The 20,674-nt window shown below is 40.5% G+C and carries 21 protein-coding genes; all 21 read left to right on the forward strand.

All coding sequences use genetic code 11. The features are described from left to right. Positions 1 to 13: 13 nt before the first annotated feature. The 21 genes from rpsP (at position 14) to EC328_RS05615 (ending at position 20,632) form a co-directional block, all read left to right on the forward strand. Complete coding sequence (gene rpsP, locus EC328_RS05515; RefSeq protein WP_128425863.1) at positions 14 to 283, forward strand: 30S ribosomal protein S16; 270 nt, start codon at positions 14 to 16, stop codon at positions 281 to 283. 17 nt (positions 284 to 300) lie between these two features. Then, positions 301 to 531 (forward strand): KH domain-containing protein, encoded by a 231-nt coding sequence (locus EC328_RS05520; RefSeq protein ID WP_128425864.1) that lies wholly within the window; start codon positions 301 to 303, stop codon positions 529 to 531. A 27-nt stretch (positions 532 to 558) separates the two neighbouring features. Continuing rightward, on the forward strand, positions 559 to 1,059 hold the full coding sequence (gene rimM, locus EC328_RS05525) for a ribosome maturation factor RimM (protein ID WP_128425865.1): 501 nt from the start codon (positions 559 to 561) through the stop codon (positions 1,057 to 1,059). Continuing rightward, positions 1,056 to 1,790: a tRNA (guanosine(37)-N1)-methyltransferase TrmD gene (trmD, locus tag EC328_RS05530; protein WP_128425866.1), complete on the forward strand. Its 735-nt coding sequence runs from the start codon at positions 1,056 to 1,058 to the stop codon at positions 1,788 to 1,790. The genes rimM and trmD overlap by 4 nt, the downstream gene beginning before the upstream one ends. 104 nt (positions 1,791 to 1,894) lie before the next feature. Then, positions 1,895 to 2,242, forward strand: a complete 348-nt coding sequence (gene rplS / locus EC328_RS05535; RefSeq protein ID WP_128425867.1) for a 50S ribosomal protein L19 — start codon at positions 1,895 to 1,897, stop codon at positions 2,240 to 2,242. 52 nt (positions 2,243 to 2,294) lie between these two features. Then, entirely contained in the window at positions 2,295 to 3,149 is an 855-nt protein-coding gene (gene ylqF / locus EC328_RS05540; protein ID WP_128427001.1) for a ribosome biogenesis GTPase YlqF, read from the forward strand. After that, positions 3,150 to 3,767, forward strand: a complete 618-nt coding sequence (locus tag EC328_RS05545; RefSeq protein ID WP_128425868.1) for a ribonuclease HII — start codon at positions 3,150 to 3,152, stop codon at positions 3,765 to 3,767. It begins immediately after the preceding gene. Further along, entirely contained in the window at positions 3,764 to 4,120 is a 357-nt protein-coding gene (locus tag EC328_RS05550; RefSeq protein ID WP_128425869.1) for a YraN family protein, read from the forward strand. Before EC328_RS05545 ends, EC328_RS05550 begins: the two co-directional genes overlap by 4 nt. A 24-nt stretch (positions 4,121 to 4,144) precedes the next feature. After that, positions 4,145 to 5,674, forward strand: a complete 1,530-nt coding sequence (locus tag EC328_RS05555; protein WP_128425870.1) for a YifB family Mg chelatase-like AAA ATPase — start codon at positions 4,145 to 4,147, stop codon at positions 5,672 to 5,674. 9 nt (positions 5,675 to 5,683) lie between these two features. Further along, positions 5,684 to 6,772, forward strand: a complete 1,089-nt coding sequence (dprA, locus tag EC328_RS05560) for a DNA-processing protein DprA (protein ID WP_128425871.1) — start codon at positions 5,684 to 5,686, stop codon at positions 6,770 to 6,772. A 24-nt stretch (positions 6,773 to 6,796) separates the two neighbouring features. Then, on the forward strand, positions 6,797 to 8,875 hold the full coding sequence (gene topA, locus EC328_RS05565; RefSeq protein ID WP_128425872.1) for a type I DNA topoisomerase: 2,079 nt from the start codon (positions 6,797 to 6,799) through the stop codon (positions 8,873 to 8,875). A gap of 111 nt (positions 8,876 to 8,986) precedes the next feature. Continuing rightward, positions 8,987 to 9,760, forward strand: a complete 774-nt coding sequence (gene codY, locus EC328_RS05570) for a GTP-sensing pleiotropic transcriptional regulator CodY (RefSeq protein ID WP_128425873.1) — start codon at positions 8,987 to 8,989, stop codon at positions 9,758 to 9,760. A gap of 209 nt (positions 9,761 to 9,969) precedes the next feature. Continuing rightward, on the forward strand, positions 9,970 to 10,677 hold the full coding sequence (gene rpsB, locus EC328_RS05575; RefSeq protein WP_128425874.1) for a 30S ribosomal protein S2: 708 nt from the start codon (positions 9,970 to 9,972) through the stop codon (positions 10,675 to 10,677). 68 nt (positions 10,678 to 10,745) lie between these two features. Beyond that, positions 10,746 to 11,393: a translation elongation factor Ts gene (tsf, locus tag EC328_RS05580; protein ID WP_128425875.1), complete on the forward strand. Its 648-nt coding sequence runs from the start codon at positions 10,746 to 10,748 to the stop codon at positions 11,391 to 11,393. Between the two features lie 70 nt (positions 11,394 to 11,463). Further along, a complete protein-coding gene (gene pyrH / locus EC328_RS05585) occupies positions 11,464 to 12,177 on the forward strand; it encodes a UMP kinase (protein WP_128425876.1) in 714 nt (237 codons plus the stop codon). A 2-nt stretch (positions 12,178 to 12,179) separates the two neighbouring features. Continuing rightward, entirely contained in the window at positions 12,180 to 12,737 is a 558-nt protein-coding gene (frr, locus tag EC328_RS05590; protein ID WP_128425877.1) for a ribosome recycling factor, read from the forward strand. 47 nt (positions 12,738 to 12,784) lie between these two features. Then, positions 12,785 to 13,522, forward strand: a complete 738-nt coding sequence (locus tag EC328_RS05595) for an isoprenyl transferase (RefSeq protein WP_240671451.1) — start codon at positions 12,785 to 12,787, stop codon at positions 13,520 to 13,522. Then, positions 13,523 to 14,299, forward strand: coding sequence for a phosphatidate cytidylyltransferase (locus EC328_RS05600; RefSeq protein ID WP_206363819.1), 777 nt, complete (start codon positions 13,523 to 13,525; stop codon positions 14,297 to 14,299). Positions 14,300 to 14,318: 19 nt separating this feature from the next. After that, positions 14,319 to 15,323 (forward strand): RIP metalloprotease RseP, encoded by a 1,005-nt coding sequence (rseP, locus tag EC328_RS05605; protein ID WP_128425879.1) that lies wholly within the window; start codon positions 14,319 to 14,321, stop codon positions 15,321 to 15,323. An 11-nt stretch (positions 15,324 to 15,334) separates the two neighbouring features. Further along, on the forward strand, positions 15,335 to 16,384 hold the full coding sequence (gene ispG, locus EC328_RS05610; protein ID WP_128425880.1) for a flavodoxin-dependent (E)-4-hydroxy-3-methylbut-2-enyl-diphosphate synthase: 1,050 nt from the start codon (positions 15,335 to 15,337) through the stop codon (positions 16,382 to 16,384). A 21-nt stretch (positions 16,385 to 16,405) separates the two neighbouring features. Next, positions 16,406 to 20,632: a PolC-type DNA polymerase III gene (locus EC328_RS05615; RefSeq protein ID WP_128425881.1), complete on the forward strand. Its 4,227-nt coding sequence runs from the start codon at positions 16,406 to 16,408 to the stop codon at positions 20,630 to 20,632. Positions 20,633 to 20,674 lie beyond the last annotated feature (42 nt).

Raw genomic sequence — 20,674 nt, forward strand, 5'->3', positions numbered from 1 at the left:
GGAGGTGAAATTAATGGCAGTTAAAATCAGACTTAAGAGAATGGGTGCAAAGAAGAATCCTTTCTATAGAATCGTAGTTGCAGATTCAAGATCACCAAGAGACGGGAGATTCATTGAGGAAATTGGCTACTACAATCCGCTTACCGAACCTAAGACTATAAAGGTTGACAGTGAGAAGGCTGAAAAATGGCTTAAGAACGGTGCAAAACCTACTGAGACAGTTGAAAAGCTCTTCAAGGATAGTGGATTGTACAACAAGGCAGAGGAAGCAACTGAAAAATAATCCTGGAGGTGCACACTATGGGTGAATTGGTAGAGTTTATTGCAAAGTCACTGGTAGACAATCCTGACATGGTCAGTGTAAATGAAGTGGAAGGCTCTCAATCCATAATAATCGAGATCAAGGTTGCACCTGCGGACATGGGTAAGATAATTGGAAAGCAGGGACGGATCGCCAAAGCGATAAGAACTGTTGTTAAAGCTGCCGCGATCAAAGACAACAAGAGAGTTGTCGTTGAAATATTGCAGTAGTTATGCCTTACCGGACAGGTGAAAGAAATGGGATATACCGCCATTGGCAAAATCACTAATTCTCATGGCGTAAAGGGAGATATTAAGATATTTCCTCTGACTGACGATCCGGATAGGTTCTTCTCTCTTAAGAAGGCTTACGTCGGAGAGATCAAGGAAGAGGTATTGCCTGAAGAACCAAGGATCCACAAGGGAATGGTCCTTATGAGGCTTAAAGGTTTGGAGGATATAAATAAAATACTTCGATTCAAGGGACAGTATATCTATGTCTTAGATGATGACAGAATCAAATTGCCTGAAGGAAGATACTTCATATCAGATCTTATAGGGTGTGAGGTTTATGACATGACTGAAAGAAAGCTTGGAACGATAAAGGATGTTCTTCAGGGAGCAGCTAACGATGTTTATGTTATCGACGGCGGCAATGGTATGGAATATCTTATACCTGCAGTTGAGAGGTTTATAGTGTCGGTCAGTATAGCCGATAAAAGGATCCAGGTGGATCCAATAGAAGGAATGATTGAATGAAAATCGATGTTTTGACATTGTTCCCTGAATTATTCGACGTGTTGAAAAGCTATAGCATCGTAGGTAGGGCAATATCCGAAAAAAAACTTGAGGTTTCAGCCGTAAATATAAGAGATTTCTCTGATGATAAACACGGAAGGGTGGACGACTACCCTTATGGTGGAGGCAAGGGCATGGTCATCAAACCAGAGCCTGTATATTCGTCTATATTGTCAGTAAGAAGTCCAAATAGCAGAATCATTTACTTGTCTCCTCAGGGAGTTCCGTTAACACAGGAGAAGGTGGTCGAGCTTTCATCAGAAGATCATCTTATACTGTTGGCTGGACATTATGAAGGAATAGACTGCAGGGTAATTGAGAGCTTTGTTGATGAGGAGATATCTATAGGAGATTATGTTCTTACAGGTGGTGAGATACCTGCCATGGTGTTAATAGACTCAATTGCAAGATTACTTCCCGGTGTGTTGGCATCGGACGAATCCTACCAGATCGAATCCCATTACAATGGACTGCTGGAGTATCCTCAGTACACACGTCCCAGAGTATTTATGGGTATGAAGGTCCCAGGAGTATTATTGAGTGGAGACCATGAGAAAATATCGTTGTGGAGAAAGCTCAGTTCGTTAAAAACTACTATAGTAAAGAGACCAGATCTTATAAGCAGGTTAAAAGAAGGCAATAGCGACCTGGATGAGCTCTGGATATTGCTGGACAGACTGGGTAAAAGATAGTTGTCTAAATCAGAACGCTATGCTATAATACAAAAGGTATTTACTAAGAACGGTCCTCTGCAAATGCTGCAAGAACGTTTAGATAGAAGGGAGGATACTAAATAATGGATATAATCAAAATGCTGGAAGCTGAACAATTGAGAAATGATCTTCCTGAGTTTGCTGTAGGCGACAACGTACAGGTTCACTACAAGGTAGTTGAGGGAACAAGAGAAAGAATTCAGGTTTTTGAAGGTACTGTCATCAAAATTCAAGGAGGCAGTGCAAGAAAGACCTTTACAGTAAGAAGGATTTCCTACGGAGTTGGAGTCGAGAGAACTTTCCCTATGCATTCACCAAGAGTTGAAAAAATAGTCGTAATCAGGAAGGGTAAAGTCAGAAGAGCTAAACTATACTACCTAAGAGACAGATTGGGCAAATCTGCTAAGGTCAAAGAGAAGAGATTTTATTAATGGGACTGTTTCAGTCCCAATTTTCATATTTAAGTAGGTGTAAAAAATGGACATGAATATAAACTGGTACCCAGGTCATATGAAAAAAACCAAGGAGTCAATACAGAAAAGCTTGGTCATGATCGATATTGTTTTTGAGCTCCTGGATGCCAGGATCCCCTTCAGCAGCAGGAATCCAATAATAGATGAGCTTGTAGGCAGGAAGCCGAGAATAATTATACTTAATAAGGCTGATCTTTCTAATCCGGACGGGAACAGACAGTGGCAGTCATATTTTAATGAAAAGGGTATCACTTCTGTGCTGTTAAACTCACTGAGTGGCAAAGGGCTGGATCAGCTTGTTGATCTCGCAAGAAATATAATGGCAGAGAAGAGAGTGAACAATGCAGCCAAAGGCATAATAAATCAGCCTATACGGGCGATGATACTGGGTATCCCTAATGTTGGCAAATCAACGCTTATCAATAGTCTCGCAAAGAGAAAAGGAGCGAAAACAGGTAATAGACCCGGAATAACAAAGACAACTCAATGGATCAAAACCAAAGGAGGTATAGAGTTACTGGATACACCGGGAATACTGTGGCCAAAATTCGAGGACCCGGAGGTTGGGCTAAATTTAGCGTATACAGGAGCAATCAAGGATGAGATCCTTGATACCGAAACCCTGGCTCTAAAGCTTCTCCATAAGCTATGTAAGGAGCACCCGCATTTGATCCAGGATAGATTTCAGGTTCCAATTTTAGATACCGAAATCCTTCAGGTAATGGATTCAATTGGAAGCAGAAGGGGATGCATTATCAAAGGCGGGGGCATAGATTACGAGAAGACAGCCAGATTGATTCTAGATGAGTTCAGAAAAGGTTTGCTTGGAAGAATAACGTTGGAAAAGCCTGAGGATGTGTTATAAGTGTTTGAAATTGAGAGAAGATTATATGATGAAGGACACCGCTTCGTGGCATGTATCGATGAAGTGGGCAGGGGCTGTCTATTCGGAGATGTAGTTGCCTGTGCTATTATACTGCCTCAAAGGTATACTATAGATGGTGTCAGAGATTCTAAAAAACTATCCCCTTCTAAAAGAGAAAAGCTAAATGGCTATATCCTTCATGATTCAATTGCGGTGGGACTAGGCAGGATAACACCTGCTGTCATTGACCGGGTTAATATTAAGGAAGCAACGAGACTGGCGATGAAACAGGCGCTTGATAATTTGACAGATAAGGATGGTAAGCGCATAATCCCCAGTTATGTACTCATAGATGCGGAGAGGATCCAAACCGACATACCTCAGTTAGGGGTCATTGATGGTGACAACATTGTACATGGCATATCAGCGGCCTCTATCGTAGCAAAGGTTTTCAGAGACAGTCTATGTATTTCCTGGGATAAAGCTTATTCAGGCTACGATATAGCAGGCAACAAAGGCTATGGAACTGCAAAGCATATCCAGGCATTGCTTGAGATTGGGCCTGCTGAATTACATAGAAAAAGCTTCATATCAAAAATAATGGAAGGTAAGAAATGAACAGACACATAAATACTGGCCGAATGGGTGAATCTCTGGCCATTGAGTACTTGACTGACAAAGGATATGTAATTCTCGAAACCAACTATCGGAATAGGATCGGGGAAGTCGATATCATCGCCTACGACAAAGACGTCCTGGTTTTTGTAGAAGTAAAAACCAGATTGGGTACCAATTACGGTTATGCATTCGAATCAGTCGACTCCAGAAAGCAAAAGAAAATTGCAAACGCATCTCTTATGTATCTTCAGAAGAATAGAATGTCTGATGTGCAGGTAAGGTATGATGTTATTGAAGTCTATCCGATGGAGGAAGTAAGAGTCAATCATTTTGAGAATGCATTTTCCTTATAGCTTACAGCCAAAGGAGAGATGTATATGTATTCCAAAGTTAACACTTGCGTATTACAAGGACTGAATGGACATCTGGTAGAGGTTGAGGCGGATTTGTCCCGAGGGCTACCCATGTTCAATATTGTAGGTCTTCCAGATGCTGCCATCAAAGAATCAAAGGAAAGAGTAAGGGCTGCAGTTAAAAACAGCGGTTATGAGTTCCCATTGAGCAGGATAACAATAAATCTTGCTCCTGCTAGCCTTCGTAAGGATGGCTCGCAGATGGATCTGGCTATCGCAGTTGGGATCCTGCGGTCTGCTACTTTTTTAAAGGAATTTGATTATGAAGCTACCATTTTCATCGGTGAGCTGTCACTTGATGGGTCATTGAACAGGATCGAAGGGGCATTGCCTATGGTTATATCGATGAGAGAGCTGGGTTTTAAAAGATTTCTCGTTCCATTTGCAAATAGGGAAGAGTGTTCAATAATTGGGGACGTAGAGATAATTCCGGTCGAAAATCTTTGGGAGGCCTGTGGCTACATAAACGGAGAGCTCGAACTTAAACCTTATAAAAGTGAAGGACTTGGTCATGCTTCACTTGCCGATTCTGATAGCATTGATTTCGCTGATATTAAAGGTCAGGAAGGTATGAAACGCGCTATGGAGGTCTCTGCTGCCGGAGCTCATAATCTTTTGATAATTGGACCTCCTGGATCAGGCAAAACAATGGCAGCAAGAAGGCTTCCGACAATTCTCCCTGATCTTGAGCTTGAGGAAGCAATAGAAGTCACCAAAATTTACAGTGTGGCTGGTTACCTGACTTCCGGTGGTCTTATAATGAAAAGACCTTTTAGGGCTCCTCATCATTCTGCATCAGGTGTATCAATAATCGGAGGTGGAAGAGTACCAAAGCCTGGGGAGGTTTCACTGGCACATAATGGAGTATTGTTCTTCGACGAGCTACCAGAATTTCAGAAAAATGTACTTGAAGTTCTCAGACAGCCTCTGGAGGATGGATCTGTTCAAATATCAAGGGTGAATGCTTCACTATCATACCCTTCAAGATTTATGTTTGTGGCAAGTATGAACCCTTGCCCTTGTGGATATTTAGGTGATCCGCTGCACAGCTGTAGTTGCAGTCAGGGTAGCATCGATCGATACTTGGGGAAAATAAGCCATCCATTATTGGACAGGATAGATCTTCACATAGAGGTAATGCCGGTTAAATACGATGATCTTAATATGGAAATGAAAGCCAGATCTTCTTCTGAAATGAAGAAAGCAGTTGAAAATGCTCGAAAGATTCAAGCTGAAAGGTTTGCAGACGTAAAAATATTTTGCAATGCAAATATGGGGAATAAAGAAATTAAAAAATATTGCAAATTAGACAGCTCATGTGAAGAGATTATGAGAACGGCTTTTGATAAATACAGGTTAAGCGGAAGATCCTATAACAGAATCCTTAAGGTAGCTCGAACTATCGCAGACCTCGATTCTTCTGACTGCATTAGGGAAAACCATTTATTGGAAGCAATCGGTTACCGGGGTCTTGAGAAAAAATATTGGGGGTAGATTCGAAATATGGACGAAAGATCTACTTTGATTTGGTTAAATACGCTTCAGATTCCAAGTGACAGAATCTGTTCATTTATCAATTGGTTTGGGGATATTACTGAAATTAACAGTATGAGTGATGTTGATTTAAGGTCATCTGGGATTTTCTCGGAACTTCAAATAGCCAAGATAATAGATAAAAATTCGATTAAGGGTTTGACTGAATACGAGAAAAAGGTTAGAATTAAAGGCGCTGAAATCCTGACTGATTTCGACAGTGATTATCCTGAGGCTTTGAAATCAATCGACGACAGACCTATGGTACTCTATGTAAGAGGAAGTTTAAAGAAGGAAGATGCCGTTGCAATTGGTATCGTCGGCTCGAGAAAGGCGACATCCTATGGCAAATGGGCATGTGAAAAAATTTCAGGGGATCTGGCAGGTATCGGAGCGACAATAGTTAGTGGCATGGCTTCAGGAATAGACACTTATGCCCATAGGGCAGCTTTAGATGCTGGAGGCAGGACCATAGCTGTATTAGGTTGTGGAGTAGACGTGGTATATCCTCAGAAAAATAAGTATCTATATGAAGAAATCTCATCAAGCGGTGCTGTTATCAGTGAATTTCCACTGGGGACTCAGCCACTTCCTTATCATTTTCCCATGAGGAACAGGATCATCTCTGGGTTGAGCCTTGGGATAGCAGTAATCGAGGCACAGGAGAAATCAGGTTCGCTTATAACCGCCAGTTATGCAGCAAGCCAAGGGAAGGAAGTCTTTGCTGTACCAGGTAATATAAACAGCCTTTACAGCTGCGGTACTAATCTTCTTATAAAAGATGGTGCGAAACCTATTCTCACTACTGAGGATATAATCGAGGAGATACCAGCGTTAAGAAGTAATTCCAGAAAAACGTTTGCTAAAGAGCATGAAAAAATACCATTGAGTGAAACAGAGAAAAAAATACTTAAGATATTGCAGGAAGGCCCACTACACTGTGATATCATAGCACTAAGAACTGGCTTGGATATCTCCACCGTCCTCGGTACACTTATGATATTGGAAATGAAGGAAACTATAAAGGAACTGAGCAGCAGGACTTTTACACTCCGATAGTCTGCTCACTTGGAGGTGCATAAAATGGCGAAAAATTTGGTGATAGTGGAATCTCCTGCCAAAGCAAAAACCATCAGCAAGATTTTAGGTAGAGGATATAAGGTGGTTGCTTCTGTCGGGCACATTAGGGATCTGCCAAAAAGCAGACTGGGTGTGGATATAGATAACAACTTTGAACCCGACTATATAAATATTAGAGGTAAAGGATCTTTAATAAAGGATCTTAAGAAAGAAGCAAAAGCTTCTGAGAATGTATACCTTGCAACTGACCCTGACCGTGAAGGTGAAGCTATCTCATGGCATTTAGCACACATATTGGGCTTGGATCATGATGCACCCATTCGAGTTGAATTTAACGAAATTACAAAGGAAAGAATAAAGCAGGCAATAAAATCTCCAAGAGTTCTTGATAAAAATCTAATAGATGCACAGCAGGCCAGAAGGATACTCGATAGGCTGGTCGGCTATAAAATCAGTCCTCTATTGTGGAAAAAAATTAAGAAAGGTTTGAGTGCAGGAAGAGTACAATCAGTATCAGTAAAGTTGATTTGTGACCGAGAATCTGAAATTGGAGAGTTTATTCCTAAGGAGTACTGGACAATAAATGCAAATCTCAAGAAGGACGATCAAGAGTTTGATGCAGCATTTTATGGAATAATGAAGGAAGGAAAAGACAAAAAACTTGAAATTCAATCTGAAGAAGAAGCTAATAAAATTGTTGACGCCCTGAGCAAGGGAACATTCATTGTAGCTTCTGTCAAAAAGAGTGAAAGGAAGCGAAGCCCTTATCCTCCGTACACTACAAGTACACTGCAGCAGGATGCTTCCAAAAAACTTGGTTTCACGGCCAAAAAGACTATGATGATCGCTCAGCAGCTATACGAGGGAATCGATCTGAAGACAGAAGGCGTCACTGGGCTTATAACTTATATGAGGACCGATTCGACCAGAGTTTCTAGTGAGGCAATGATCGCTGCCAAAGATTATGTATCGAATACTTTTGGAAAAGAATATTCCAATGGTGGAAAGAGCTATTCAAACAAATCCAGAAAAGAGACACAGGATGCCCACGAGGGCATTAGACCTTCATACCCAGGCTTGGCTCCAGACGAAATTGAGAATAATCTTACTAAAGAGCAGCTGAAACTATATAGACTCATATGGAACAGATTTATTGGCTCTCAGATGAGGGAAGCAATCTATGATTCAGTTAGTGTATCTATACAAAATGGAGACTATGTTCTAAAATCTAATGGATCAAAGCTTTTGTTTCCAGGATTTCTGAAGGTATACTCAACTGTTGACGAGGAAATAAAGGATATGAGGCTTCCTGAGCTTGTTGAGAATGACCTTCTTTCCTTGATAAAGCTTGATAAAAAGCAAAACTTCACTCAACCTCCATCAAGATATACTGAAGCTACATTAATCAAGACTATGGAAGAACTTGGAATAGGCAGGCCAAGCACCTATGCACCCACAATTGCTACTATACTCTCAAGAGGTTACGTAAGTTTAGAAAAGAAATATTTCTATCCTACTGAACTGGGGACCCTTGTAAATGATCTTCTGACGGAGTATTTTTCGCATGTTATGGATAAGGAGTTTACCGCCGGTTTGGAAGAACACCTCGATGAAATAGCTTCAGGTGAAGTAGAGTGGAAAAAGGTCGTCAGTGAATTTTATTCAGAGTTCAGCAAGGAACTGTCCGTTGCAGAGAGGGAAATTGATAAAATTGAAATCAAGGATGAAGTAAGCGATGTCATCTGTGAAAAGTGCGGCAGGAATATGGTGATCAAAAACGGAAGATTTGGGAAGTTTCTTGCCTGCCCAGGATATCCTGATTGCAGAAATACACTACCCATAGTTGAAAAAATCAATGTAAAATGTCCTGTATGCGGTGGCGAGATAGTTAAGAAAAGATCAAAAAAAGGTAGAGTATTTTATGGTTGTGACAAATACCCTGCCTGTGATTTTGTATCATGGGATGAACCAGTTGATGAAAAATGTCCGCAATGCGAGGGACCTATGGTCATTAAGAGATTTAAAAATAAAGCTGTAATTAGATGCTTAAATAAAGAATGCGGTTATAGTAGAAATATTTAAAAAAATCAAAAAATGGCTGTACATTTCTCTTTGGATATAGTATGTTATAAATAAATGGTGAATATTCAGAATTGTTTATGTCATACATTAATAATAATATGGAGGGATGTTATGGAGAGTTTATTAAAGAAAACCAGACGCTTGAACAAGACGCTGCAAAGCTATGGCTCACAGCCAGTATCTTTTATTGATCTCAGTAAGATATTATCAGATATTTTGGAGGCTAACGTCTATATTGCAAGCAAGAAGGGAAGAGTCCTCGGATATGCGTTATCAGCGGGATTTGACTGTGATATAATCAATTCCGAAGTTGTCAAAGAACGTAGGTTCCCTAAGAAATATAATGATGAATTGTTGAAAGTTACAGAAACCAGCGAGAATATCAAAGAAGTAACCGACTGTGTGTTTGACCAGGTTTCAGAATGCAATTATCCTGACAAAATCTCTACTATAGTGCCCATTAACAGCGGTGGCTCAAGACTCGGCACACTTGTGGTAGCAAGATTCGGTAAGGAATTTGATGTTGAAGATCTTATTCTTTGCGAATACAGTGCAACTGTTGTAGGTATGGAGATCCTCAGGGCTACAACAGAGGAAATTGAGGAAGATGCAAGGAAGAAATCAGTTGTGCAGATGGCTATTGGTACTTTGTCATACTCGGAAAAAGAAGCTATGGAGCACATATTCAATGAACTCGATGGTATGGAGGGTCTTCTGGTAGCAAGCAAGATCGCTGACAGAGTAGGTATAACACGATCTGTCATAGTAAATGCGTTGAGAAAATTTGAAAGTGCCGGTGTAATCGAGTCAAGATCGCTTGGCATGAAGGGGACACACATTAAAATACTTAATGAAAAGCTTATTGACGAACTCAAAAAAAAATGACAATAAACAAACTCCGGGTATTCGGTGAATCTTCTTCCCTCCGGAGTTTCTGTTTTTGATAAACACAGAAGAATTAAGTTGTAATCCAAGTGGAGCTGTGCTATAATCTTTGATGGTGATTACACACACTTGATCGATGTCTAAGGGGTTGCTCTACGGAGTCCACTGACAAATGAGACAAGTGGAGGAAAAAACATGGAGGTGAAAGTATGTCAGTCGTATCAATGAAAAGTTTATTGGAAGCGGGCGTACATTTCGGGCACCAAACAAGAAGATGGAATCCGAAAATGGCGCAGTATATCTTCACTGAAAGAAATGGGATATACATTATTGACCTGCAAAAGACAGTCAAAAAGGTAGACGAAGCCTACAACATTATAAAAGAAATCGTTGAGAATGGTGGCGAGGTACTTTTTGTAGGAACTAAGAAGCAGGCACAGGAGGCTATCGAAAACGAAGCCAGAAGATGCGGAATGCACTACATCAATCAAAGATGGTTAGGTGGAATGCTTACAAACTACAAGACAATAAGAAAGAGAATCGACAGACTTCATGAGCTTGAGAAAATGGAAGAGGATGGAACATTTGATGTCCTTTCTAAGAAAGAAGTTATCAAGCTGAGACATGAAGCCGAAAGACTCGAGAAGTTCCTTGGTGGAATAAAGACTATGGAAAAAATTCCCAGTGCTTTGTTTGTTGTAGACCCAAGAAAAGAAAAAATAGCAGTTAAGGAAGCTCACATACTGGGAATCCCTGTAATTGGTATAGTAGATACAAACTGTGACCCGGACGAGATCGATTATGTGATCCCTGGCAACGATGACGCTATTCGTGCTGTCAAGCTCTTGACAGAGACAATGGCTAATGCAGTTATCGAGGCTAAGCAAGGTGAGCAAACAGAAAAAACTGAGGCTTAAGAAGGATAAGGTAAGAGTCGTAGCTTAGGCTACTTCTCTTACCATTTTAATAATACAGGAGGGATATTATGAGCATTAGCGCATCTTTGGTTAAAGAACTTAGAGAAAAAACCGGAGCTGGAATGCTGGACTGCAAGAAGGCTTTGGAGCAAACCAATGGAGATATAGATAAAGCAATAGACTATTTAAGAGAAAAAGGTCTCGCATCAGCGGCTAAAAAATCAGGAAGAATTGCTTCTGAAGGCTTAGTAGAAGCTTATATTCATGGTGGAAGGATCGGAGTTATAATTGAGGTAAACTCCGAAACTGACTTCGTTGCAAAAAATGCTGAATTCAAGGAATTCGTTAAAGATATGGCAATGCAGGTAGCAGCAACCAATCCACAGGTTGTTTCAAGAGAACAGCTTACTGAGCAGGAAATTGCTCATGAGAGAGAAATCCAGACCAATAAGGTGTTGAATGAAGGCAAACCTGCTCACGTAGCTGAAAAAATAGTAGAGGGCAGAATGGAGAAATACTTCGAGCAGGTATGTCTGCTTGATCAAGCATTTATAAAGGATCCAAGCGTCAAGGTAAAAGATCTTCTTGCTCAGAAAATATCAAAGATCGGTGAAAACCTTGTTATCAGAAGGTTTGTCAGATACGAGGTAGGAGAAGGTCTCGAGAAAAAAGAAGAAAATTTTGCAGAAGAAGTTGCAAAGCAAATCAAGGCATAGTAAATAAGGAGAACACTTGTGTTCTCCTTTTATCGAATAAAGGGGAATATTAAATCTGAGGAGTGTAAATATGGAACCCATTTACAAGAGAGTAGTGCTTAAACTTAGCGGAGAGGCAATGGCAGGTGAGAAAGGTACTGGAATCGATCAGGAAACCATAAGCAGCATTGCTGATCAAGTCAAGAAGCTTCAATCCATGGGGGTAGAGATTGCAATTGTAGTAGGCGGCGGGAATTTTTGGAGAGGCAGATCTTCAAAAGAGATGGACAGGGCCACTTCTGATTACATGGGTATGTTAGGAACCATGATGAATGCTCTTGCACTTCAGGATGCTTTGGAACATATGGGAGTTGTGACGAGAGTTCAATCTGCAATCGAGATGAGACAGGTTGCAGAACCTTATATCAGAAGAAGAGCTATCAGGCACTTGGAAAAGGGAAGAGTAGTAATTTTTGGTGCAGGAACTGGGAATCCATATTTTTCAACAGATACAACCGCAGCTTTGAGAGCTGCTGAAATTGAGGCTGAAGTAATACTCCTTGCAAAGAAAGGCGTGGATGGAGTCTATGACTCCGATCCCAAGCTTAATTTCGAAGCAAAAAGGTTTGACACTTTAAGATATATTGATATACTAAAGTTAGGGCTTGGAATAATGGATTCTACAGCCACCTCGTTGTGTATGGATAATAGAATACCATTGATCGTGTTCGGGATTGATCAACCTGACAATATTGTAAAAGTAGTAATAGGCGATAATATTGGAACACACGTAAAGGAGGAATAACTATGATATTGGAAGTGCACAAGGAATCCGAGTCAAAAATGGAAAAAACCATATCAGTCTACAAGGAGGAGCTTCAAGCAATCCGTGCAGGCAGAGCCAATCCTGCTTTACTTGACAGAATTCATGTAGACTACTACGGCCAGGTAACTCCATTAAAACAAGTGGGCAGTGTTTCAGCTCCGGAACCAAGGATGCTTGTTATACAGCCTTGGGACACAAAACTGATCCCTGCGATCGAGAAAGAAATCCTCAAGTCGGATCTAGGTTTGAACCCTTCAAATGATGGAAAGATAATAAGATTACTTATACCTCAATTGACTGAGGAAAGAAGGAAGGATCTTGCTAAGGTAGTTAAGAAAAACAGTGAAAATGCTAAAGTAGCTATTAGAAATACTAGAAGAGATGCAATCGAAAAGATCAAGAAGCTGGAAAAAAACAAGGAGATAACCGAGGACGACAGAAAGCTGGCCGAGGAGGAAATGCAAAAAATAACCGACAAGTTCATTGCTGAGATTGATGAGATCACTAAGAAAAAAGAAGAAGAACTTATGGAAATATAAAACTAACCCCTTCTCAAAAGAAGGGGTTTTACTTGATGGGGGTATCTATGATAACAGAGAAAATAAATAAATCTGATATAGATATTACAAAATTGCCAAAGCATGTAGCCATTATTATGGATGGAAACGGAAGATGGGCAAAAAAGCGAGGCCTTCCTCGTCACTTCGGGCACCAGGAAGGGATGAATAGAGTTATCGATATAGTGGAAGCTACAAAGGATATTGGCATTAAATATCTCACTCTCTATGCTTTTTCAACAGAAAATTGGAAAAGGCCTAAAGTTGAGATAGATGCCCTTATGAATCTTCTAGTCCTATTCATAAGAAGGGAGTTGCAACGCTTGGTCACTAATGGTGTTAAGTTAAACATCCTTGGTGACTGGTCAGTTCTTCCTGACCTTCCCCAAAAGGAAATCAATAGAGCAATCGAAGCTACTAAGGATAATAGTGATATGGTGCTCAATATCGCGCTCAATTACGGAGGCAGACAAGAGATATCACGTGCAGTAAAACTGATTTTAGAAGATCATTTAAGGGGTAATATAGATGTAGATGTCATAGGTGAGGATACCATCAGTCAGTATTTGTATACAAATGGTCAACCGGATCCTGATTTGATAATTAGACCTAGTGGAGAACTTAGATTGAGTAACTTCCTCACTTACCAATCGGCCTATTCAGAGTTCTGGTTTTCAGACATACTATGGCCTGATTTTGATAAGACGCAGCTTTATAGAGCAATCTTTGACTATCAGAAAAGGGATCGCAGATTTGGAGGTATTTGAGTGAAAGACTTGGGAATTAGGGTTGCTTCTGGAGCTATAGGCCTGGTGCTGCTTCTGTCGGTACTTTTTGCTGGCGGACCAGTTCTTGGTATCGGACTTCTTATAGTATCCACAATAGCACTAAAAGAATTTTATACGGCTCTTAAGAAGCTTGGCAGGAAGCCATTGGATTTGATAGGGTATGTTGCAGCGGTATTGCTCTTAGCCTCCTTCTATTATCAGCTTGAACTTGCTGATCTTATAGTCTCTGCTCTAACCCTGTTGTTATTATCAACGACAGTGCTTTCCAAGAGACATGATATCCTTGATGCTGCAATAACGTTGACAGGAGTTATCTACATACCATTCCTTCTATATCACATATTACTGATGGATGGAAAACCGATCATGCTGGTTGTTTTTCTAATTGCATTCGGGACAGATACTTTTGCCTACATCATCGGAAGTAAGTTTGGGAAAAAGAGACTATGCCCGGAGATTAGCCCAAAAAAATCAGTTGAAGGTGCTATTGGAGGAATAGTGGGAAGTATCCTTGTAACCATGTCATACGGTGCATTTTATGAAATTGGTCCGTTGTGGAGCATTGGAATTCTATCACTGATCGGATCAGTTCTATCACAGTTGGGGGACCTGACTGCATCCAGAATAAAGAGAATAACAGGAGTCAAGGATTTCGGAAGCATTATGCCCGGTCATGGCGGTATGCTGGACAGGTTTGACAGTGTTATTTTTACTGCTCCCTTGGTGTTTTATTACATGCAATATTTTTTAAGATGAGAGATGAGGTGTTTTTAAAATGATCACAGCTTTCGCTGCGATATTTGTGTTTTTATTGGTTATACTTCTACATGAGCTTGGACATTTTTCTGTGGCAAAACTGGTTGGCATCAAGGTCAATGAGTTTGCGATAGGAATGGGACCAAAGATTTTTCAAAGGCAAAATGGCGAAACCAAATACACCCTAAGGGCGCTCCCTATTGGAGGCTTTGTAAGAATGGAGGGTGAGGAAGAAAACTCTGATGACCCGAGAAGCTTTGGTAAGGCATCAGTCATGTCGAGAATAGCAACAATAGCCGCTGGTGCAACTATGAATTTTGTACTTGCAATAATAGTTCTTTCCATTGTTGCTTTCAACGTTGGAGTCCCGACGACCACATTATCAGGTACAATAGATGGTAGTCCCGCACAGGAATCTGGCATCCAGGCAGGAGATAAAATTTTGGCAATCAACGAAATTGAAATCAAAGAGTGGCAGGATATTATAGATGCCATAAATTACTATGGTATTGGCAGCGAGCTATCAGTCAAAGTTGAAAGATATGGTTCTTTTGAAACGATCCAGGTTATGCCAGTTGAGGATGAGGGTAGAGTAGTTATCGGTATAACCCCGGAATATAAGCAAAGCATTGGATCTGCTGTTAAGGCTGGATTTCAGGATACTTGGTACTTCATCAAGCTTATGTTCCAATTCCTTGGCATGCTATTCCAGGGAGAGGTATCCACAAATGATTTGGCAGGGCCTATTGGTGTGATTAACGAGGTTGGAAATGCAGCTAAAATGGGGTTCACAAATCTATTATATATACTTGGATTTATTAGTGTGAACCTGGGCTTTTTCAATCTTTTACCGATACCTGCACTGGATGGCAGCAAAATAGTATTTCTGTTGATTGAGCTTGTGAGAGGCAAGCCCATAGATCCTGAGAAAGAGGGTTTTATTCATCTAGTCGGATTTGTATTTCTTATATCTCTGATGTTGATAGTAACCTATAAGGATCTCTTAAGGATAAATATATTTTAAGGTGGATTAAGATGGAAAGGCAAAATACCAGAGTTATTAAAGTTGGAAGTGTGATGATTGGAGGAAATAATCCTGTCAGTATTCAATCTATGGCAAATACTCCTACTTCAGATACAAATGCAACTATCGAGCAAATCAGGAAGTTGGAACTGGCAGGGTGCGATATAGTTAGAGTTGCAGTATCCTCTAAGGATGATGCTGAATCAGTAAAGAAAATTAAGTCTTCAACAAAAATCCCTTTGATTGCTGATATCCAGTTTGACTATAAACTGGCATTAATGGCCATATCTTCAGGTATTGATGGGCTCAGGATCAATCCAGGAAACATCGGTAGTGAATCACGGGTAAGAGAGGTTGTCAAAGCCTGCAAATCTGAAGGCTTATCAATTAGGATAGGAGTAAACTCAGGCTCCATAAGCAAAGCTACATTGGACAAATACAATGGAGTTAACGAAAAATCAATGGTTGAAAGTGCGATAGAGCAGATAAAGCTTTTAGAATCAATGGATTTTCAGGATATAAAGATCTCCCTTAAGGCAAGCTCAGTACCTTTGACAATCAAATCCTATTTAAGGATGTCTGAACTCTGCGATTACCCACTTCATTTGGGTATTACCGAGGCTGGAACTCCCTGGCGAGGGACAATAAAATCCTCCGTTGGTATAGGTGCGCTCTTAGCAATGGGAGTAGGCGACACAATAAGGGTTTCTTTAACGGGTGATCCTGTGGAAGAAGTAAGAGTAGGAAAAGAAATATTGAAATCACTCGGATTATTGAGTGATGGCTTGGAACTGATCTCATGTCCAACATGCAGCAGGACACATATTGATCTTATAAGCATAGCTGAGGAAGCTGAAAGGCGTCTTGAAGCCTACAAAAATCCTATCAAGGTAGCAATAATGGGTTGCGCTGTCAATGGCCCTGGAGAAGCACGTGAGGCGGATATAGGAATCGCCGGAGGCAATGGAGAAGGCCTCATATTCAAGAATGGTAAAATTATTAGAAAAGTCCCTGAAAAGGATCTTCTGGAGGAATTGATAAAGGAGATAGAGCTAATATAGATATCCAAAGGAGCGTTACGGATGACAGAAATTAAGACCAGTTTAAGAGAATTGCTTCCAGACAGTGACCTTGAAGAATCAATAAAATCCAATGTCAAAATTATACGTGTAGAGATAGATCGTGAAGAGCTTACAATGAAGCTTTATCTGGAGAACAGTCTTACACTCAGTTCAAATGACAAGGATAAAATACTAAAACAATTCAGTGAAAAGTTTCACAACTTCAAAGTGTCTATAGAATACAAAGAATCCGGATTAGCAAACACTGAGGATGCATTGTTGGAGCTTGTTAAAAATAAAATAAGAAAACATATACCCTCCAGCTTATCATGGCTGGGGGATATTGCTTTGATTGCTGAAGGTGATTACATAATTCAGTTGCCTCATTATCTTGCTTATCAGTCTGTAACCAGGAATGGGCTCAAAGTAGAGTTATCAGAGATTATTCGGAAAGAAAGGGATAAAGGTCTTCAGTTCAGATATGGTGAATTGGAAGCTTCAGATGAATATCTTCTGGAGAAAGAGCTTGAGGAAAGAAAGATTCTTAAGGAAATAATAGCGAAGGTTCCTGAGCAAAAAAAGAAAGGTGCACCGAAAAGCTTCTCTATTGGTAAGAAAATCAGGAAAGAGATCATAGACATAATTGATATTAACCTTCAAACCGGAAACGCAGCAATACAGGGAACTGTGTTCCAGTCAGAGCTGAAGAGGATAAAGGATAACAGAGCTATTGGCATAATTTATGTATCGGATGGAACAAATTCGATCCCTGTAAAGCTTTTTTTGAACGAGGATCAGGTCGAGGCATTTGAAGCGACTGTAAAGCCAGGTACTGACCTTGTGATCGACGGTGACGTGGTATACGACAGTTATTCAAAAGAAACTGTCATTATGGCAAAATCTATGGAAATTAAAGAAAGGGAAAGCATTAAGGACAAAGCTCAGAAGAAAAGGGTAGAGCTTCACCTTCATACGAATATGAGTTCAATGGACGGGATCACTCCAGTCAAGTCTCTCATCAAGAGGGCAATTGAATGGGGCCATACAGCTATTGCGATAACTGACCACGGTGTCGTGCAGGCATTTCCCGATGCCATGGAAATGGATAAGGATATCAAGATAATTTATGGTGTAGAAGCTTATCTAATAAATGACAGAAATGATATAGTTACAGGATGGACTAAAGATATTCCTCTCGATGACATAGTAGTATTTGACATTGAAACAACCGGATTATCTGCTAGAAATGATAGGATAACAGAAATAGGTGCCGTCAGACTGAAAAGAGGTGAGGTGGTTGGAACCTTCAGTCAGCTTATTGATCCTGAAGTGTTAATACCTGAAAACATAGTCAAGCTAACTGGAATCGACAACAATATGGTAGCAGGACAGCCTAAAATTGCAGAAGTACTTCCTAAATTCTTGGAATTTGTTGGAGACAGTATTCTTTCAGCTCATAATGCTTCTTTTGATGTAGGATTCATCAGGGAGAGCCTGGGAATTATTGGATTGGATGTAAAAAATCCAGTTCTCGATACCCTGCAGCTGGCAAGGATTGTTTTCCCTGGTTTAAAGAACCATAAGCTGAATACAGTAGCGAAACATCTTAAGGTAGAGCTGTTGAACCATCACAGAGCAGTAGATGATGCAAAAGCAACTGCAGATATATTGGCATATATTTTAAAATTGCTTGATGAAAAGGATATCAATACAATATCCGCATTAAATGAAATGGCATATAGATCAGATTTTTCAAAAGGAGATATGTACCATGCCGTAATTCTTGCCAAAAACCAAGGAGGTCTCAAGGAGCTTTACAAACTCATTACTGCCTCCCACATAGACCATTTTCATCGAAAACCGAGGATGCCAAAGTCTTTAGTCGAAAAACATAGAAAAGACCTATTGATTGGCAGCGCCTGCGAAGCTGGTGAACTTTATCAGGCTATTCTCTCCAGAAAATCTGAGAATGAAATTAATGAAATTGCTGATTTTTACGACTATCTGGAGGTACAGCCTATAGGGAATAATTCTCACCTTATAAGAGAGGGAGTAATAAGTCAGGATCAGGAGCTCAAGGATATCATTAAAAAGATTTATGAAATAGGAAGGAAGCGTAACAAACTTGTGGTAGCCACAGGAGATGTTCATTTTCTTGATCCCGAGGATGAGGTATACAGGAGAATTCTGATGTCTGGTCAGAAGTTTCAGGATGCTGATTTTCAGGCACCACTTTATCTTAAAACAACACATCAAATGCTTGAGGAATTTGAATTCCTTGGAAAAGAGGTCGCTTATGAGTTAGTCGTTGATAATCCCAATATTATAAGTGACCTGGTTGAAACATGCAAACCAATACCAGACGGCACCTTTCCTCCCAGGATTGATGGAGCGGATGAGGAGCTTAAAACAATAACCTACACCAAAGCAATGGAAGTTTATGGCAGCCCTATCCCCAAAATTGTAAAGGATCGACTTGACAGAGAATTGGAGTCTATTATAAAAAACGGTTATGCAGTAATGTATATAATAGCCCAAAAGCTGGTTTGGAAATCGCTTGAAGATGGATATCTTGTTGGATCAAGAGGATCCGTTGGTTCTTCATTCGCTGCGACTATGAGTGGCATTACTGAAGTTAATCCACTACCTCCACATTATATATGCCCTTGCTGCAAAAACTCAGAGTTTGAAGTAGACGAATCTGCTGCATCCGGATTCGATTTGCCTGACGCAAAATGCCCAATATGCGGCTGTGAATATATCAAGGATGGCCAGGATATCCCCTTCGAGGTGTTTATGGGCTTTGAGGGCGACAAAGAGCCTGATATTGATCTTAATTTTGCTGGTGAATACCAATCCAAAGCTCACAAGTACACTGAAGAGCTTTTTGGTGAAGGAAAGGTTTTCCGTGCCGGAACTATCGGTACAATTGCTGATAAAACAGCCTATGGATTCGTGAAAAAGTACTTTGAGGAAAGGAACATTCCCGTCAATCAAGCAGAGGTTAACAGACTTCTAAAGGGGTGTACTGGGATAAAGAGGACATCCGGACAACACCCAGGTGGTGTTATGATAGTTCCTGACTACAAGGACATACATGATTTTACTCCAGTACAATACCCAGCAGATGATAAAGGATCCGGAGTGGTGACTACTCATTTTGATTACCACGCAATTAGCGGCAGAATACTGAAGCTGGATATACTCGGACACGATGTGCCAAGTATCATCAGAATGCTTGAGGATATAACAGGAGTTAATCCAGTCAATATTCCCTTGGACGATAGGGAGACAATGAGTCTTTTCACCTGCACTGATGCATTAGGCGCTGGTCCTGATCAAATCAATTGCCCTGTTGGTACACTTGGAATCCCTGAGTTTGGCACTAAGTTTGTTAGACAGATGCTTATAGAGACCAAACCCTCAACCTTTGCTGAGCTGGTCCGGATTAGCGGGCTCTCGCATGGAACAGACGTGTGGATCAATAACGCCCAGGATCTTGTCAAAAATGGTGTGGCTCCTCTTTCAAGGGTTATATCCACCAGAGAGGACATCATGCTTTCCTTGATAAGTGCAGGAATGGAGAAAAAACAGGCCTTTTTCATCATGGAGAAGATTAGAAAGGGTAAAGGTCTCACAGCGGAGGATGAAAAGTCTATGAGGGATCTGGGCATCCCAGATTGGTATATCGACTCGTGTAACAGGATCAAGTATATGTTCCCCAAGGCTCATGCTGCTGCATACGTTACGATGAGCTTCAGGATCGCATATTTCAAGGTTCATTATCCTGAAGCATTCTATGCCACATATTTTACCACGAAGGCTGCTGACTTTGATGCGGATCTGATAACAAAAGGAGAGAGTGCAGTTAGATCGAGGATAATTGAACTGGAACAAAAAGGTAATGCAGCAACCTCGAAGGAAAAAAATCAACTGACAGTCCTTGAGGTTGCCATTGAGATGTTTGCGAGAGGCTTTGCCTTTGAAAAGGTTGATCTTTACAAGTCTCACAGCGATAAATTTCTTCTTGGCGAATCAGGGATCATACCACCATTGAAGGCTCTTGAAGGAGTAGGAGAAAACGCAGCCAGGAAGCTTGTTGAGGAAAGAGAGCTGTCTCCATTTATTTCCATCCAAGACCTGATACAGAGAGGCAAAGCTACAAGGCCTGTCATCGACGCCCTTCAAAACCACGGATGCCTTGATTCTCTGCCGCAGGATAATCAAATCAGCTTATTTAATATTTGATTTATACTGCTTCCCGTGTTATAATAAATAAGACAAATATAG

This window comes from Gudongella oleilytica, from assembly GCF_004101785.1.
Taxonomy (GTDB): Bacteria; Bacillota; Clostridia; order Tissierellales; family Tissierellaceae; genus Gudongella; species Gudongella oleilytica.